Origin of the sequence: Streptomyces sp. NPDC051738 (genome assembly GCF_044453205.1) — a bacterium.
In the GTDB taxonomy this organism is placed as follows: Bacteria; Actinomycetota; Actinomycetes; order Streptomycetales; family Streptomycetaceae; genus Streptomyces.
In genome coordinates, this window is the sequence record NZ_JBITCM010000003.1 from 548126 (window position 1) to 563988 (window position 15863).

Annotated in this window: 15 protein-coding genes; 4 read left to right on the forward strand and 11 right to left on the reverse strand. The window is 70.5% G+C overall.

All coding sequences use genetic code 11. The annotated features are described in order from the left end of the window. Positions 1-37: 37 nt before the first annotated feature. Positions 38-589: a flavin reductase family protein gene (locus tag ACIA8X_RS10365; protein WP_399458169.1), complete on the reverse strand. Its 552-nt coding sequence runs from the start codon at positions 587-589 to the stop codon at positions 38-40. A 2-nt stretch (positions 590-591) separates the two neighbouring features. Then, positions 592-2184 (reverse strand): 4-hydroxyphenylacetate 3-hydroxylase family protein, encoded by a 1593-nt coding sequence (locus tag ACIA8X_RS10370; protein ID WP_393445362.1) that lies wholly within the window; start codon positions 2182-2184, stop codon positions 592-594. Positions 2185-2446: 262 nt separating this feature from the next. On the opposite strand from ACIA8X_RS10370, the gene ACIA8X_RS10375 reads away from it, so the two are divergent. The 4 genes from ACIA8X_RS10375 to ACIA8X_RS10390 all read left to right on the forward strand — a co-directional run bounded on the left by ACIA8X_RS10375 (position 2447) and on the right by ACIA8X_RS10390 (position 5983). After that, positions 2447-3871, forward strand: a complete 1425-nt coding sequence (locus ACIA8X_RS10375; protein WP_399458170.1) for a class II 3-deoxy-7-phosphoheptulonate synthase — start codon at positions 2447-2449, stop codon at positions 3869-3871. 55 nt (positions 3872-3926) lie between these two features. Further along, positions 3927-4406, forward strand: a complete 480-nt coding sequence (locus ACIA8X_RS10380) for a MaoC family dehydratase (protein WP_399458171.1) — start codon at positions 3927-3929, stop codon at positions 4404-4406. Between the two features lie 143 nt (positions 4407-4549). Then, positions 4550-5224, forward strand: coding sequence for a TetR/AcrR family transcriptional regulator (locus tag ACIA8X_RS10385; protein WP_399458172.1), 675 nt, complete (start codon positions 4550-4552; stop codon positions 5222-5224). A 24-nt stretch (positions 5225-5248) separates the two neighbouring features. Continuing rightward, positions 5249-5983, forward strand: coding sequence for a siderophore-interacting protein (locus ACIA8X_RS10390; RefSeq protein WP_399458173.1), 735 nt, complete (start codon positions 5249-5251; stop codon positions 5981-5983). Positions 5984-6122: 139 nt separating this feature from the next. On the opposite strand, the gene ACIA8X_RS10395 is transcribed toward ACIA8X_RS10390, so the two are convergent. The 9 genes from ACIA8X_RS10395 to ACIA8X_RS10435 form a co-directional block, all read right to left on the reverse strand. Then, the gene (locus ACIA8X_RS10395; protein ID WP_399458174.1) at positions 6123-6638 is read right to left on the reverse strand and encodes an O-acetyl-ADP-ribose deacetylase; all 516 of its coding nucleotides are present in this window, start codon (positions 6636-6638) and stop codon (positions 6123-6125) included. A 40-nt stretch (positions 6639-6678) separates the two neighbouring features. Next, a complete protein-coding gene (locus ACIA8X_RS10400) occupies positions 6679-7866 on the reverse strand; it encodes a cytochrome P450 (RefSeq protein ID WP_399458175.1) in 1188 nt (395 codons plus the stop codon). Next, positions 7863-9251, reverse strand: a complete 1389-nt coding sequence (locus ACIA8X_RS10405) for an alkaline phosphatase family protein (protein ID WP_399458176.1) — start codon at positions 9249-9251, stop codon at positions 7863-7865. The genes ACIA8X_RS10400 and ACIA8X_RS10405 overlap by 4 nt, the downstream gene beginning before the upstream one ends. Further along, positions 9248-10405: a metabolite traffic protein EboE gene (gene eboE, locus ACIA8X_RS10410; RefSeq protein ID WP_393445378.1), complete on the reverse strand. Its 1158-nt coding sequence runs from the start codon at positions 10403-10405 to the stop codon at positions 9248-9250. Before eboE ends, ACIA8X_RS10405 begins: the two co-directional genes overlap by 4 nt. A gap of 7 nt (positions 10406-10412) precedes the next feature. Next, positions 10413-11267, reverse strand: coding sequence for a TatD family hydrolase (locus ACIA8X_RS10415; protein WP_393445379.1), 855 nt, complete (start codon positions 11265-11267; stop codon positions 10413-10415). 2 nt (positions 11268-11269) lie between these two features. Further along, positions 11270-11971: an EboA domain-containing protein gene (locus ACIA8X_RS10420; protein ID WP_399458177.1), complete on the reverse strand. Its 702-nt coding sequence runs from the start codon at positions 11969-11971 to the stop codon at positions 11270-11272. A gap of 179 nt (positions 11972-12150) precedes the next feature. Then, positions 12151-13083 carry a sugar phosphate isomerase/epimerase family protein gene (locus tag ACIA8X_RS10425; RefSeq protein ID WP_393445384.1) on the reverse strand — a complete coding sequence of 311 codons (933 nt, stop codon included), beginning with the start codon at positions 13081-13083 and terminating at the stop codon, positions 12151-12153. Positions 13084-13115: 32 nt separating this feature from the next. After that, positions 13116-14156: an SCO3242 family prenyltransferase gene (locus ACIA8X_RS10430; RefSeq protein ID WP_399458178.1), complete on the reverse strand. Its 1041-nt coding sequence runs from the start codon at positions 14154-14156 to the stop codon at positions 13116-13118. A gap of 244 nt (positions 14157-14400) precedes the next feature. Further along, the gene (locus ACIA8X_RS10435; RefSeq protein ID WP_393445388.1) at positions 14401-15813 is read right to left on the reverse strand and encodes a phytoene desaturase family protein; all 1413 of its coding nucleotides are present in this window, start codon (positions 15811-15813) and stop codon (positions 14401-14403) included. Positions 15814-15863 lie beyond the last annotated feature (50 nt).

Here is a 15863-nt window from a genome sequence, read left to right on the forward strand (position 1 = left end):
TTCTCCTCTCCGTGTTCGTTGATGGGGATGTACGTGGTCAATGCGGCTGTGCGACTTCGGTGAACGTGCCGCGGTGGAAGACCAGAGGCGGGTCGTCGTCGCGGGATGCGGCACCGAGCACCCGCCCGACCACGAGCACGTGGTCGCCGAGGCGCTGGGTCAGGTGCAGGGCGCATTCGAGGGTTCCTGGGCCCTCTGGGAGAACCAGGCATCCCGTGTGCGGTCCGACGGCCCACTGCGCGGCCTCCTCGACCGGAGGGCGCTGCGTGGCCGGCGCCGTGAGTACGTCGACCAGGGCACGCGACTGGTTCCCCAGGAACGAGACAGCCCACTGGCCCGTTGTACGCACCCGCTCCAGGAAGGTGGAGTCGTCCCGCAGACACATCGACACGAGGGGCGGATCGAGGGACACCGCAGTGAACGAGTTCACCGCGATGGCGTCGTGGCGGGGCCCGGACGAGCTCTCGAAACGTGTCGACACCGCGCACACACCTGTCACGAACTGCCCGAGGATGTACCTCAGTTGACGCTCGTCCAGAGCATCGGCACCCACGGACGGCGCGGGCGGTCCAGTCGGCGTCGCGGGCATCCTCACCGCGTGGCCTCGGCGGCGCCCGACGAGACCGGGGCCGGTGTGCCGCCGCCTATCACGCTGGTGTCCCCGGGGTTGACGAGGTCCGGGACCTTCCAGCCGTTCTCGTCGTACTCCGACAGACACTGGTCGACGAGTTGCTTGTACTGGTCGAACCGCCCTGACGCCTGCTGGGCATGGAGCGCCTCGAAGCGGATCTGCTCGTGGTTGCCCGCGTAGTTCATCTCGTACAGCTCCCATCGGGCACCGAACTCGGTACCGACGGCGTCCCACGCCAGCTTCATGAGCTTGACCCGGTCGATCGCCTCGACGCCGAGACCACGGACGTACTTGTCCAGGTAGGGCCGGACCTCGGGGTTCGCCCAGTCGCGGGCGTGGGAGTTGTTGTAGATCAGGGCACTGCCCAGGTCCCGCAAGAAGATCTCGCGGACCTTGGGGAAGATGGAGGAGGACAGGACGCGGAAGGCAAGAGCCGTCTCGCCGTTCGGAGTGACGGTTCCGTCGGGCCACTTGGTCGGATTCTCGGCCATGGAGTCCACCAGGGCCCAGAACATGTTGCGGTAGGCGAGGATCTCGCCGAGCCGGCTCTGTACGCCACGGAACTCCGAAGTGCCCGTCGTCTCAAGGCCCTTGGCGAGGAGCCCGGTCATGAAGTCCATCTTCACGGCGAATCGGACGCAGGCGTGGAACATGGCCCGGTAGAAGAACCCCGAGCCGTAGAAGAAGTTGTTCGCCTTGTCCACGTCGTAGCAGAAGACGTTCTCCCACGGAATGAGCACCTGGTCGAACACCAGGATCCCGTCGTTCTCATCGAAGCGGCTGCTGAGCGGCTGGTCGAAGGGGCTGCTGACGGTGGCCGCGGAGAACTCGTACGACGGCCGGGAGATGATTTTCAGGCCCGGGCTGTTGGTCGGCACGATGAAGTACGCGGAGAAGTCCTTGGCTCCGTCGGGGATGCGCCCGTAGCTCCCGATGAAGATGTGCTGGGTGAGCGCCGCGCCCGTGCCCACCACCTTGGCCCCTGAGACGACCAGGCCGGCGTCCGTCTCGCGGTCCACCGTCAGCATCACGTCCTTGAGCTCGGTGAGCCCCCGGTTACGGTCGATCGGCGGGTTGACGATGCCGTGGCCGATGAACAGGACGTTTTCCTGCGCCTTGCGGTACCAGGCGGACGCGTTGTCCTCGAACGGCGCGTAGTGCTCCTTGTTGGATCCCAGCGTGGACAGGAACGCGGCCTTGAAGTCCGGGGTCCGGCCGAGCCAGCCGTACGTCATGCGTGCCCACTCCTCCATGGCGCGCGCGGACGCCCTCAAGTCCCCCGAGGTGTAGGGCGCCTTGAAGTAGGGGTGGGTGAAGCCTCCATTACCGGTGTCCGTGGGAACGACCAACTTGCTGTTGCGCTCGGGGTCATGCAGCGCGTCGTAGAGCCGGGCCACCATGCGCGCGTTGTTCCGGAACGCGGGGTGAGTGGTCACGTCCTCCACCCGCTCGCCGTAGATCCGCACGTCGCGGCCGTCGCGCAGGGTCTGCAGATATTCGTCCCCGGTCTGCGGGCGGGTCACGGTCCCGGGCGGGTTGGCGGTGCTGCTCATACAGGGATCACCTTTCGAGGCCGGTCGTCTGGTAGCGGCAGGGCGCCGGGCTTCGTGTGGTTCCTTGCGCCCACCGAAATCCTTCAGGAGGCGGACCGCCCTCGACAGTCGGCCGCTGGGGCTAGTACCCGGGTATTAGATCCGCCCTTCTAGCCTCAACGACCCACTGCCCGCGCCTTGTCCGCCCGTGCCAGGCTGCGCCGCACGGTCGACTGCAACCCGGTGCCCGGCCCTCGGAACAGAAGGCGTTGAGGTTTTCTCCGTGGAACATTCGAATCCCGAATCATGGCGGGCTCTGCCCGCGGCACAGCAGCCGGACTGGCCCGATCCCGCCGCGCTGCGCTCGACGGTCTCGGCCCTGTCGGCCGCGCCGCCCCTGGTGTTCGCGCGGGAGTGCGACACGCTCCTGGACCGCCTCGGCGAGGTGGCACGCGGCAAGGCCTTCCTGCTGCAGGGCGGTGACTGCGCCGAGACCCTGGACTCGGTGAGTGCGGAATCCGTCCGCAACAAGCTGGAGGTCCTGCTCCAGATGGCCGCCGTCCTCACATACGCGGCGGCCGTCCCCGTGGTCAAGGTCGGCCGTCTCGCCGGCCAGTACGCCAAACCCCGCTCCCAGCCCACCGAGACCCGGGACGGGGTCACCCTGCCCTCGTACCGCGGCGATGCCGTCAACGGCCTTGATTTCAGCACCCGTTCGCGCACCCCCGACCCAGCCCGGCTCCAACGCATCTACCACGCGTCCGCCGCGACCCTCAACCTGCTGCGGGCGCTGACCGCCGGAGGACACGCGGACCTGGACCACGTACACGAGTGGAACCGCGACTTCGTGGCGCTCTCCCCGGCGGGCCGCCGCTACGAACGGCTCGCGGACGAGATCGACGCGGCGCTCGGCTTCATCCGCGCCTGCGGCATGAACACTTCCACCCTGCGCACCGCCGAGGTGTTCGCCAGCCACGAAGCGCTGCTCCTCGACTACGAGTCCGCGCTCGTGCGTACGGACCCCGACACGGGACGTCGGTACGCCCTGTCGGGGCACATGCTGTGGATCGGCGAGCGAACCCGTCAACTGGACGGTGCGCACGTCGCGTTCGCCTCCGAGGTGAGCAACCCCATCGGCGTCAAGCTGGGGCCCGACGCCGCCCCGGACGACGTACGGGCGCTGATCGACCTGCTGGATCCGCACCGCACGCCCGGCAGGCTGACGTTCATCTCGCGGATGGGCCGAGGCCGGGTACGCGACCGGCTGCACAGCCTCGTCGAGGCCGTGCGCGGGAGCGGCGCGGACGTGGTGTGGGCGTGCGACCCCATGCACGGGAACACCTTCACGGCGGCGAGCGGGCACAAGACCCGGCGCTTCGACGACATCCTCGACGAGATCACCGGATTCTTCGAGGTACACAGGGCACTGGGTACTCACCCCGGTGGCGTGCACGTGGAGTTGACGGGCGAGGACGTCACCGAGTGCGTGGGCGGCGGCAGCGAGGTCCGCACCGACCATCTGCATCTGCGCTATGAGACCGCCTGCGATCCACGTCTCAACCGCGGCCAGTCAATGGATCTGGCCTTCCGGGTCGCCGAGTGGTACAGCGCCGAGAAACGCCGCCTCACCCCGCCCCGGCCGGAACGCGACGCCCGACATCCCGAGGCCGTGCCCACACACGCCGACTACGTGCCGTCCCTCGCCTGAGTACCGCCGTACCAGGACATCTCAAGCAGCCCTTCCACGGAGGAGGTCAGGAACCATGCGGCACTTCGAGCACTTTCCACCCGGCAGCACCTACGAGTTGGGGGCCACTCGGCTCACGACCGACGACATCATCGCCTACGCGCGTGTTTTCGACCCCATGCCCTTCCATCTGGATCCCGAGGCCGCCCGTCGCTCCCCCTTCGGTGGGCTCGTGGCCAGCGGCTGGCACACCGGAGCCGTGGTCATGGGCCAGTTCGTGCGCGCCCTGCTCGCGGACTCCGCCTGCCAGGGCTCGTACGGCATGGACGAGGTTCGCTTCCTGAGCCCCGTACGCCCGGGGGACGAACTGCGCGGAAAGGCGATGGTGGAGGACGCCTCGCTCCACCCCAGGCGGCCGGGCACGGGGACGGTCCGCTTCCTCGTCGAGGCGGTCAACGAGCGCGACGAACCGGTGTACCGAATGCGCACACGGCTGCTGTTCGGCTGCGCGCCGGCCATCGGCACGGCGTCCGGAGTCCAAGCCGCCCGCTCCTGATCCGGCTGCGGTCCGCCGGTCCCAGAACGCACCTCCTTTGACCAGACGCACCGTTGCGTCTAATCTTCTTCCAGTCGGCCTCGGGAATGCCACCCCCGTCCTTCCCGAGGCCGACTGCGCCACCGCAACGAGGAGGTCACGCCATGAACGAGCAGCACAGCGCACCGCTGTCGGGCGCCGAACTCCCGAAGCGGCACCCCAAGACCGGACCACGACGCAACGAGTCCGCACGAGTCGCCGTCCTGCGCGCCGCTGACGACCTCCTGGTCGATGTCGGATTCCACGCCATGACGGTCAGCGCCATCGCCGAGCGCGCCGATGTCGCGAAGCAGACCATCTACCGGTGGTGGCGGTCCAAAGTGGACATCCTTCTCGACGTCCTGGAGGAAGACCTTCGGGCCGGAGCGTCCTGGCCGTCCCAAGCAGAAAGCGCGGCTGCTGTACTGGAACAGCACGTGACCCACTTGAGCCACGTCTTCACACGGTCCTCCACGGGACATGTGTTGTTCGCCCTCATCGGTCACGCCCTGCAGGACCCGGCGACCGCCGCTCCACTGCGTGGTCGGGTGCTGGCGCGCCAGGCGCAGAACGACCGCGCACGGCTGACCGACGCCTTCGCTTCCGCTCCGGTCCCCGCTCTGAGTCGGCACGACGCCGACCAACTCCTCGACCTGGCAGTGGGCCCCGTCTTCTATCGGCCCTTCACCACAGGGCAGCCGATGGATCCCCGATTCGTCAGACGCCTGGCCGCCGCCCTCGCCGACCGGCCAGGCTCGCCACGCGCCGACGCCCGCCCCGTACCTCGCCCATCCCACTGACATCCCGCGGAAAGGCCCTCTCTCATGTTCCGCGCACGCCGGACCCGCTACGCCGCCACGGTGGAGTCGGTCTCCCGGATCGCCCCGCGCATGGCGCGCATCACCTTGGGAGGACCGGGTATGTCGGCCTTCCACTGCGACGAGCCCACCCAGTGGGTGAAGCTGTTCGTGACCGATCCCCTCGATGGACAGCCCGCCGGCCGCGCCTACACGGTGCGCCACTGCTCCTCGGCGCAGCAGACCATCGACATCGACTTCGTCCTGCATGGCAACGGCCCGGCGGCACGCTGGGCGGAAGCCGCCACGCCGGGTCAAGAGGTCTCTTTCGGCGGCCCCAAGGGTGCCTTCCGCCCCGACCCCGACGCCGAGTTCTATCTCCTGGCCGGTGATGAGAGCGCCCAGCCCGCGGTCCTCACCATCGCCGAGAGCCTGCCGCGCGGCATGCGGGGCGCCATCTACCTGGAAGTGGAGGGACCTGAAGCCGAAGCCAACATGTCATGGCAGGCCGACCTGGACCTTGTGTGGGTACACCGCCCCGTGGGCGTCCCGAAGGGAGAAGCCCTACGGGCTGCAGTTCTCAAAGCCCCCGTCCCGCGGCACGAGCGTGTCGCGGCCTGGGCGGCCGGAGAGTCCGGAGCCGTCCGGGACATCCGCCGCCACTTCTTGGAGGGCATCGGCCTGGATCGTCACCGCGCCTACGCGAAGGGCTACTGGAAACGGGACGAGGCGGACCATCGCGACCCGCTGGCCTCGGACTGACGACACCGCGGGCTCAGTCGGAGCGACAAGTTCGATCGCCTGCAGCACGACTGACGCTCCATCAGAACGTCAACCACGGCGGCGCCGCCTAGCTGATCGGTTGTTGGCGACTCACGGCCGGCCGGTAAACGGGCCACGATCATCGCCAGCGGACCTGCCGCGCGAACGCCTCGTACGCCCCCTGATCGAAGAGGACGAACCTGACCTCCTCGACCGATGTCTTCGCCGCCCGCACCGTCGCCACCGCGATCCGCGCCGCGTCCTCCATCGGCCATCCGTAGATGCCCGCGGAGACCGCCGGAAAGGCGACCGTGCGGGCGCCCAGCTCGTCCGCCACCCGCAACGACTCCCGGTAGCACGAGGCCAGCAACTCCGAACGGTCCTCCTCTTGGGTAAATCGCGGGCCCACTGTATGAATCACCCACCGCGCGTCCAGCTCCCCCGCCGTCGTGGCGACCGCCTGCCCCACGGAAAGGCCCTTGCCGTAGTGGGAGGCGCGCAGTTTGCGGCACTCGGCGAGGATCGCTGGGCCACCGCGGCGGTGGATCGCGCCGTCGACTCCTCCCCCGCCGAGGAGGGAGGAGTTCGCGGCGTTGACGATCGCGTCGACACTCTCACGCGTGATGTCGCCCTGAACGAGGGTGATGGTGGTCATGACTGCCTCTATACCCCCCTCGGGCCGGGCCGCCCCCGCTTCACCCCCAGCCGACCGGCAACGAGCGCACCCCGTGGACCGTGCTCGCGGACGGGGTCAGCGACTCCTCAGGTGCCGTCAGACGCAGTGTCGGGAGCCTGCGGAACAGGGTGGACAGGCCCAGGCGGAGTTCGACGCGGGCCAGCGACTGGCCGAGGCACTGGTGCAGGCCGTGGCCGAAGGCGAGGTGGCCGGAGGCGTCGCGGTGGACGTCGAGGGCGTCGGCGGTGGAGTACACGGACGGGTCGCGGTTGGCGGCCTGCAGGGCCACCACCACCCCCTCCCCCGCGCCGATGCGGACCCCCGACAGCTCGACGTCCTCCGTGGCGACCCGCCGTATCCCGGAGTGGATGACGGTCAGATGGCGCAGGAGTTCCTCCACCGCCCCCGGCCACAGGGAGTCGTCGGCGCGCAGTGCGTCCAGTTGGGCCGGGTTCCGCAGCAGGGCGATCACGGCCAGCGGGAACATGTTCGCCGTCGTCTCGTGGCCGGCCAGGAGCAGCAGGGAGACCATGCCCGTGGCCTCGTCGAGGGTGGCCTCGCCGGTCGCCACGCGGTCCGTGGCCAGGCGGGAGACGAGGTCGTCGGCGGGGTCGTGCGTGCGCCGTTCGATGAGGGCGCGCAGATAGCCGTAGAGCGCCATGCGCGCGGCCATCGCCTCGGCCGGGTCGCCGGCCACACTGGTGAGGGCGTTGGACTTCTCGCGGAAGAAGCCGTGGTCCTCGTAGGGGACGCCGAGCAGTTCGCAGATGGCCAGGGTGGGGAGCGGGAGTGCGTACGACGCCACCAGGTCCGCTTCCGTCGCGTCGCCGTCCGTCATCGCGTCCAGCAGGTCGTCGCAGATCCGCTGGATGGCGCCTGCCATCTGCTCGACGCGCCGGAAGGTGAAGTCGGGGATCAGCATGCGGCGCAGCCGGGTGTGGTCCGGCGGGTCCATCTGGTGGAAGAGGCCGGGGGCCTGCGGCGGGGCGCCGGGGCGGGTGTGGGGGAAGTTCGGGTGGTTGGCGTCGGCGCTGAAGCGGGGGTCCGCGAGGACGGTGCGGGCGTCTTCGTAACCGGTGATGAGCCAGGGGCTGTTGTCGCCCCAGATCGTCACCCGTCGGACCGGCTCCTCGGACTGCCACTTGGCGTATTCGGGAGCCGGGTCGAGCAGGGGGCGAATCGTGGGGAGGGGTGGGTGGGTCGTCACTTCTCCGTACCTTCCGTTTGCAGGCCCGCGAGGCCCAGCAGCAGGGACTTGACCTCTGTGGCGGCGTACGCCTCGCGCGCCCGATCCGGCTCCGAACACAGCAGTACGGGGCCGTCGGCGGGGTCGGCGGGCAGGCGGCCGTGGCTGCCGCGGACGCCGGACGGGTCGAGCGGGACCGTCTTGAGGCGGTAGCGGAAGCCGAGCTTCTTGCGGGCCACCTGGCCGACGGCGCGCAGCTTCACGGCGGGGACCGTCTCGTCGTAGAGCAGCTCGGCGGGGTCGTAGCCGGGCTTGCGGTGGATCTCGACCTGGCGGGCGAAGTCGGGGGCGCGCTCGTCGTCGAGCCAGTAGTAGTACGTGAACCAGGCGTCGGGGTCGGCGAGCGCGACGAGTTCGCCGGAGCGCTCGTGGTCCAGGCCGTGGGCCGCCTTGCCGGCCGCGTCCAACACCTGGTCCACGCCGTCGAGTTCGGCGACGATCTTCGCGACCTTCTCCGTGTCGGCCGGGTCGCGGACGTAGACATGGGCGATCTGGTGGTCGGCGACCGCGAACGCGCGGGACGTCCACGGGTCGAGGTACTCCATGCCGTCCTGCGTGTACACCTCCAGCAGTCCGGCCCGGCGCAGGGCGCGGTTGATGTCGACCGGGCGGGACGCGGGTGTGATGCCGTACTCGCTGAGCGCGACGACCGTGGCGCCCTCGCGCTGGAAGTGGTCGAGCAACGGGCGCAGGGCGTCGTCGAGTTGACGGGCGGCGCTGATGGTGGCGGGTGAGTCGGGGCCGGAGCGCTGGGGCTCGTAGTCCATCTGCGGGAGGTAGACGAGCGTGAGGTCGGGGCGCTTCTCGTCGAAGATCTGGCGGGCGGCGGCCAGGATCCACTGGGTGGAGGGCATGCCCGCGTTCGGGCCCCAGTAGGTGAAGAGGGGGAACGGGCCGAGTCGGTCGGTGAGTTCGTCGTGCAGGGACGGCGGCCAGGTGTAGCAGTCGGGTTCCTTGGCGCCGTCCGAGTAGTAGATGGGGCGTGGGGTGACCGTCCAGTCGACGTCGGCGCCCATCGCGTACCACCAGCAGACGTTGGCGACCTTGTAGTCGGGGTTCGACTTACGGGCCGTCTCCCAGATCTTCTCGCCGCCGACGAGGGCGTTGTGCTGGCGCCAGAGCATGACTTCGCCGAGGTCGCGGAAGTACCAGCCGTTGGCCACCGCGCCGTGCGTGGACGGGGGTTCGCCGGTGAGGAGGGTGGACTGGACGGTGCAGGTCACGGCCGGGAGCACGGTGTCGAGCCGGGCCTGGAAGCCGCGCTCGCCGAGGGCGGACACGGCGGGCATGTGCTTCAGCAGCTTCGGGGTCAGGCCGACGATGTCGAGTACGACCACGCGGTTCATGAGGGGTCCTCCTTGAGGCCGAGGCCGGTCAACCGGTCGCGGGCCCAGGCGAGTTCGGCGGCGATGCCGCCCGGCAGGTCGGTGGGCGGTTCGGGGAGGACGGACCAGGTGTAGGTCTCGACCTCGATGTGGTCGCAGTCGGCCGAAGCGCCGCCCAGCAGTCCGGCGAGGACCTGGTCGAGCTGGTCGGCGGTGGTGCGCAGCGGGGGTTCGGGCTCGGTGTGCAGGGGGGCGTGGAAGTGGACGCGCCAGGGGCCACCGCCGTCGGGAAGCTCGCCGTCGAGGGCGTCCGGGAGGTCGTCCGCGCCCAGGACCTCCCCGTCGGCCACCGTGCGGGTCTGGTGCAGGAACCGGGGTTCGGCGAGCCGGTGCAGGGCCGCGCGGGCGGCGGGGTCGGCCGGGTTCGCGGCCTCCACGGCGCAGGACGCCTGGAGCTTGACCACAGGCATCCCGGCCTCCGCGAGCCGCCGCAGCGCCTCTCCCGGTTGCTCGAACTGGACGGCGAGATGGCAGGCGTCGAGGCAGATCCCCAGCCGGTCGGGGTCCAGCCCGCCCAGCTCCCGCACCGCCTGGGTGGTGGTCTCGACGACGCACCCGGGTTCCGGTTCGAAGCCGACGCGGATACGGCGGCCCGTCCACGCCTCCAGTGCCGCGAGCCCGGTGGTCAGCCGCTCCAGGGCGTGCCGGGCCTCCTCGGCACAGGCGGGCGTCCACGGGGAGCGCCACGCGAGCGGCAGCGTGGAGACACTTCCGCGGTCGACGTCGTCCGGGAGGAGGGCGGCGAGGACGCGGGCGCAGTCCAGGGTGTACTTCAGCCGGGCCTCGTCGGCCCAGTCGGGCAGGTACACGTCCTTCTTGACGACCTCGCGGTGGAAACCGGCGTACGGGAAGGCGTTGAGGGTGACGGTCTCCAGACCGCGCGCCCGCAGTTCGCTCCTCAGCCGCACCAACGCGGCCTCGTCGTCGGCGAGTTCCGTGACGACCGGGCGGGCCAGCCACAGCCCGATGCCGAGCCGGTCGACGCCGAGCCGCTCGCGCACGGGCTCGGCGTACTCGGCGAGTTGGGCGATCACGCCCCGGAGGTCCTCCGCCTGATGGACGTTGCTGCAGTAGCCGAGATGGACGGTGCTGCCGTCCGGATGCAGAAAGCGCATCGGATGCTCACGCTCCCCCGCGACGTATGGAGTTGCCCTCGAAAGTGGCCTCCCCGTCCGGCTTCGGCTCGTCCAGCTCCAGCCGTCCGCTCTGGCCGTAGAAGGCAACGGGATTGCGCCACAGCACCTTGTCGACGTCGTCCTCGTCGAACCCGGCGGCGAGCATGGCGTCGGCGGTCTTACGGGTCTTGAGCGGATCCGAACGCCCCCAGTCGGCGGCCGAGTTGACGAGCACCCGCCGCGTCCCGTGCTCCTTGAGGATCTCGACCATCCGGTCCTCGCTCATCTTGGTCTTCGGGTAGATCGAGAACCCGGCCCAGCAGCCGCTGTCGAGGACCATGCCGACGGTGAGCTCGTTGAGGTGGTCGAGGACGACGAGTTCCGGGGCGATGCCCGACTCCCGGACGACGTCCAGGGTGCGCCGCGTACCGGCCGCCTTGTCGCGGTGCGGAGTGTGCACGAGGGCGGGCAGCTCGTGCGCGATGGCGAGCTGAAGCTGACGGGCGAGCGCCTCGTCCTCCTGAGGCGTCATCGAGTCGTACCCGATCTCGCCCACGGCGACGACCCGGTCCTTGGCGAGATAGCGGTCCAGTTCGTCGAGGACCGGGAGGCAGCGCGGGTCGTTCGCCTCCTTCGGATTGAGCGCGATCGTGCAGAAGTGCTGGATGCCGAACTGGGCGGCGCGGTACGGCTCCCAGCCCAGCAGCCCGTCGAAGTAGTCGTAGAAGCTCTCCGGCGAGGTGCGGGGCTGGCCCAGCCAGAACGCGGGCTCGACGACTGCACGCACCCCGGCGGCGTACATCGCCTCGTAGTCGTCGGTCGTCCGGGAGGTCATGTGGATATGGGGGTCGAAGATGCGCACGGTCAGCCCTCTTCCTTGCGTACGTCCGTGAGTACGTCCGTGAGTGCGTGCTGGAGTTCTGCGCGGTCGCCTGCGACGTCCGGGAAGGCTCGGACGAAGGGCAGGATGTCCTGGGGTACGGCCCGTCCCGCGACGATCCGCTCATGGGCGAAGTCGGCGAGCATACGGGCCAGTTCGCGGTCGGCTCGGGTGTCGAGGCCGGTGACGCGGTCGAGCGGGATCTCGTAGAAGACGCACTTCAGTACGGCCTGACGGTACTCGTCGTCCGGGAGGTGCGCGGCGGCGTACGGGCCGAGGGCGGCCTCGATCAGGGTGGTGTCGTTGCCGCGCAGGGTCTCCCGCACGAGCGGCAGGGCGAGGTCGCCCAGGTCGAGCAGCGGCAGGGTGCGCAGGACGGCGCGCTGTTCGGCCGGGTCGCCGTGCCGGTGGAGGCGGGCGACCTCGCCGGCAAGGGCCTGGTCGCGCAGGGGCAGTGCGGTGAGCAGGACGGCGCGGGCGGCCTCGTCGACGGTCCAGTGGTCGGTGAGGCGGCCGCGTCCACAGCGCCTTCGGGCGGCCGGGAAGAGACGCCGTACGGCAGCGGGTACGGCGGCGACCTCGGCGACGCTCTCGTCCAGCCAGATGCGGGCCGTGTCGTCCAGTACGGCGGTCAGGGCGGTGCGGGGGTCCGGCGGGGCCGCGGGGGACGCGGCGGGGACAGCCATGGGAGGACAACCTCCTGGGAGGTGGGAGGAGTTGGGCTGGAAGAGGGAAAGCGGGGGGCTGATTGGAGAAAAGCGGGGGCTGAAAGGAGGAGTCCGGGCGGTGTCTGTACGGCGTCTGTTCGGGTCTGTACGGCAGCGGCGGGTCGATACGGCCGCGCGGTTTGTCCGACCTCGGCGATCTATACGGTCGCGGCGGCCTGTTCGGGCGCGGCACGCTTATCCGCCGCGGCACTCTGATCGACCGCAGCCCCCTGATCCACCGCGGCACGCTGCTCCGCCGCGCGCAGGAACTCGATCGAGCGGCGGGCTACGTCGGGCGCGTCGAGCGAGCCGCCCTGGATCTCCACGGAGACCAGACCGCAGTCACCGAGTTCGCGCAGGGCCGCCAGCACCGGCGGGAAGTCGATCTCGCCGGCGCCGAATTCGAGGTGCTGATGGATACCGCGCCGCATGTCCTCGACCTGCACGTTGCGCAGAAGCGGCGCCGCCTCGCGCACGCAGTCGAGCACGGGGCGTTCCTCGACACAATGCGCATGGCCGATGTCCAGGGTGACCCCGAACAGCTCGTGCCCGCCGACCAGTTGGGCCAGGTGCAGACAGCGCTCCACGGTGCCGACGAACATGTACGGCTCCGGCTCGAAGGCCAGCGCCACCCCGTACTTCTCCGCCGTCTCCAGCACGGTCCGGACACCGGCCGCGAGCCGCTTCCACGCGTCGCCCTCGGGCAGCCCCTCCGGCGCCGGGCCGCTGCACAAGTGGACGGTGGGCGAGCCGAGGTCGGCCGCGATGCGCAGGGCACGGCGCAGCAGGTCGATCCTGAGCTCGGAGCCGTCCGACATCAGCGTCGGCAGGTGCTTGCCCCACGGGTCGAGGAAGTAGGGCGCGCCCGTCTCCACCGTGACGTCGAGACCGTGCCGCCCGAGCTGCCGGGCGAGGGCGTTGACGCGCCGGGGCAGGTCGTCGGCGTACGGGTCGAGATGGTTGTGATCGAGGGTGAGGGCGACACCGTCGTAGCCGAGATCGGCGAGGACGACCAGGACATCGGTCAGGCGGTGGTGGGTGAAGCCGTTGGTGCCGTAGCCGAACTTGAGGGCGGTGGGGGGAGGTCTCATGGTGCCGGTTCCTCACACGGAGGTGGTGGGTCTCAGGTGGGGGATATGCGCCGGGCCAGCCGTCGCGCGAGGGGGTGGACGACGCCGAGCGCCGCGGCGACGGCCGGTGCCCCGCCCCGCGCGGTCAACGCCGCCTGAAGAGGCATCAGCCCGAGAATTCCGGCGCCGACGGCCCGCCGCACGTTCTCGGCCGAGGGCTCCTGTACGGCACGGGCCTGGGCGGTCCCGTAGGTACCGAGGTAGGCGAGGGCGCCGACGGCGGTAAGGCCAGTCCGGACCCTCTTGGAACGGCCGGCAACGGCAACGCCCCTAAGGGGCGCGGGGAACTGCGCGACCAGCCACGACGGCGCAGCAGACGACACACTCCCCTTCGCGGCACGTCCTTCGTCGGCTCGGGCAACCGGAACAGCCGTGGCAACCGCGGTCGCCGCCGACACAGCAAGGGTCCTGACCGGAACCCGCACCGGCGCACCGGCGATCTCATGTCGACTGAGCGCCATCAACGTGCCGGTATGCGCACCCACCAGCCCGGCAGGCACGGCGGCACGACGCAGCGCGGCACCGACCGACGGGGCACCGGGCCCGGCCACGAGCGCCCCCGCCAGAACGTCCAGCACCCGAGCCCCCGCCATGGCGAAGCCCCCCGCCGGGGTGGACTTGAGCTTCAGGTCATACGCCCACACCAGCCCGGCCAACGGCAACGAGGCGCCCACACTGCGACGACCACCCGCCGCCGCGGCCAGCCCGAGCCCCGCCACGGTGAGCCCCCCGGCCACGGCGAGAGCGGTACGGCGCGGAACGCGACCCGACGGCACCGGTCGTTCGGGCCGCTCGACGGAGTCCACCGTGGCGTCGGCGTAGTCGTTGAGGGCCATGCCGGCCCAGTAGAGGCACACGGAGGAACCGATCACTCCGAGGGTACGGACGCCCAGCGGGCGTCCGGCGGCGGCTGCTCCCGCGATCACGTCACCGGGGACACTCAGCGCGGCCGGCGCCCTGACGAGCAGCGCGAGGTCGGCGAGGCGCACGGGAGACCGGGATCCGCAGCGCGCAACCGCTTTCCGATCTTTCATGGCCGCACCTTACTCGTAGCCGTTGAGCCTTGAAGGTACCTACCCCCCGGTAAGGGAAGTGACAAAGAAGACACGGATTTTACTTACCTTGAGGCCAGAACTGACGGTAAACGTAGGTCGTTTGACCGGCTTCAGGGCTCAACTCGGCCTCACCGCACCGGCCGAACTCACGGCTCAAGGCGCGGCTTCACGGCTCAAGCTGCGGTTGCACGGCTCAAGCCACGGCTTCACGGCACAGCCGGCCTCACGGCTCCTGCCGCAGCCTCCGCCAAACCGCCTTGGCCGCGTTGTGCCCCGACATGCCGTGCACGCCCGGGCCGGGCGGGGTCGCCGACGAGCAGATGTAGACCGCCGGGTGCGGGGTGCTGTAAGGGAAGAGCGACAGCTTGGGGCGCAGCAGGAGTTGGAGTCCGGAGGCCGCGCCGGAGGCGATGTCGCCGCCGACGTAGTTGGCGTTGCGGGCGGCGAGTTCCGCCGGGCCCGCCGTCGCGCGGGCGAGGACGCGGTCGCGGAACCCCGGGGCGAAGCGCTCCAGTTGACGCTCCAGGGCGTCCGTGAGGTCTCCGGTCCAGCCGTTCGGCACATGGCCGTACGCCCAGAAGACGTGCTTGCCCTCGGGCGCCCTGGTGGGGTCGACGACGCTGGGCTGCACCGTGATCATGAACGGCTTGTCGGGTGCCCGGCCCTCCCGGGACGCGGCGCGCAGCGCGGCACCGATCTCGGCGCTGCTGCCGCCGACCTGCACGGTGCCCGCACGCCGGGCCTCGGGCGCGGTCCACGGCACCGGCCCGTCCAGCGCGTAGTCGATCTTGAAGGCGGCGGCGCCGTAGCGATAGCGCTCGTAGTACCGGCCGAAGCCGGCGATGCGGGCCAGGGCGGTGGGTGAGGTGTCGAAGACGTACGCGCGCGCGGGCGGCAGGTCGTCGAGCCGCTTGACCTCGTAGTCGGTGTGGACGGCGCCGCCGAGGTCCTTGAGATACGCGGCGAGGGCGTCGGAGATGGACTGGGAGCCGCCGCGGGCCAGGGGCCAGCCGCGGGCGTGCGCGGCGAGGGCGAAGACCAGGCCGATGGCGCCGGTGGCGAAGCCGCCGAGGGGTCCCATGACGTGGGCGACGAGGCCGGAGAACAGGGTCTTGGCCCGCTCGTCCCGGAAGCGGCGCATCAGCCAGGTCGACGGGGGCAGTCCGACCAGGCCGAAGCGGGCGAGGGTGACCGGGTCGCGCGGGAGGGCGGTGAGGGGCAGCGACATGAAGTCCCGGGCCAGCGTGTCCCACCTGGGCAGGAAGGGCTCGACCAGCCTGCGGTACGTGCCCGCGTCGCGTGGGCCGAAGGAGGCGGCGGTCTCGGCGACGGACCGGGACAGCACGGCGGCGCCGCCGTCGGCGAACGGGTGCGCCATCGGCAGCTCGGCGTGCAGCCACTGAAGGCCGTAGCGGTCGAGCGGCATCGCCCGGAACGCGGGTGAGTTGATCCCGAGGGGGTGTGCGGCGGAGCACGGGTCGTGCCGGAAGCCGGGCAGCGTCAGCTCTTCCGTGCGGGCTCCCCCGCCCACGGTGTCACGCGCCTCGAACACGGCCACGGAGAAGCCGCGGCGGGCCAGCTCCACGGCAGCGGTCAGCCCGTTCGGCCCCGCACCCACCACGACCGCATCGAGCATCGACGGCACCTTCGGACTCCTTCGTCAGCCGACGGCCTTGAAGGATCAGG

Coding starts and splice junctions, on each gene's coding strand:
- ACIA8X_RS10425 (WP_393445384.1), bottom strand. CDS start 13,083: ATGAGACCTCCCCCCACCGCCCTCAAGTTCGGCTACGGCACCAACGGC.
- ACIA8X_RS10370 (WP_393445362.1), bottom strand. CDS start 2,184: ATGAGCAGCACCGCCAACCCGCCCGGGACCGTGACCCGCCCGCAGACC.
- ACIA8X_RS10420 (WP_399458177.1), bottom strand. CDS start 11,971: ATGGCTGTCCCCGCCGCGTCCCCCGCGGCCCCGCCGGACCCCCGCACC.
- ACIA8X_RS10365 (WP_399458169.1), bottom strand. CDS start 589: ATGCCCGCGACGCCGACTGGACCGCCCGCGCCGTCCGTGGGTGCCGAT.
- ACIA8X_RS10380 (WP_399458171.1), top strand. CDS start 3,927: ATGCGGCACTTCGAGCACTTTCCACCCGGCAGCACCTACGAGTTGGGG.
- ACIA8X_RS10405 (WP_399458176.1), bottom strand. CDS start 9,251: ATGAACCGCGTGGTCGTACTCGACATCGTCGGCCTGACCCCGAAGCTG.
- ACIA8X_RS10390 (WP_399458173.1), top strand. CDS start 5,249: ATGTTCCGCGCACGCCGGACCCGCTACGCCGCCACGGTGGAGTCGGTC.
- eboE (WP_393445378.1), bottom strand. CDS start 10,405: ATGCGCTTTCTGCATCCGGACGGCAGCACCGTCCATCTCGGCTACTGC.
- ACIA8X_RS10435 (WP_393445388.1), bottom strand. CDS start 15,813: ATGCTCGATGCGGTCGTGGTGGGTGCGGGGCCGAACGGGCTGACCGCT.
- ACIA8X_RS10385 (WP_399458172.1), top strand. CDS start 4,550: ATGAACGAGCAGCACAGCGCACCGCTGTCGGGCGCCGAACTCCCGAAG.
- ACIA8X_RS10395 (WP_399458174.1), bottom strand. CDS start 6,638: ATGACCACCATCACCCTCGTTCAGGGCGACATCACGCGTGAGAGTGTC.
- ACIA8X_RS10430 (WP_399458178.1), bottom strand. CDS start 14,156: ATGAAAGATCGGAAAGCGGTTGCGCGCTGCGGATCCCGGTCTCCCGTG.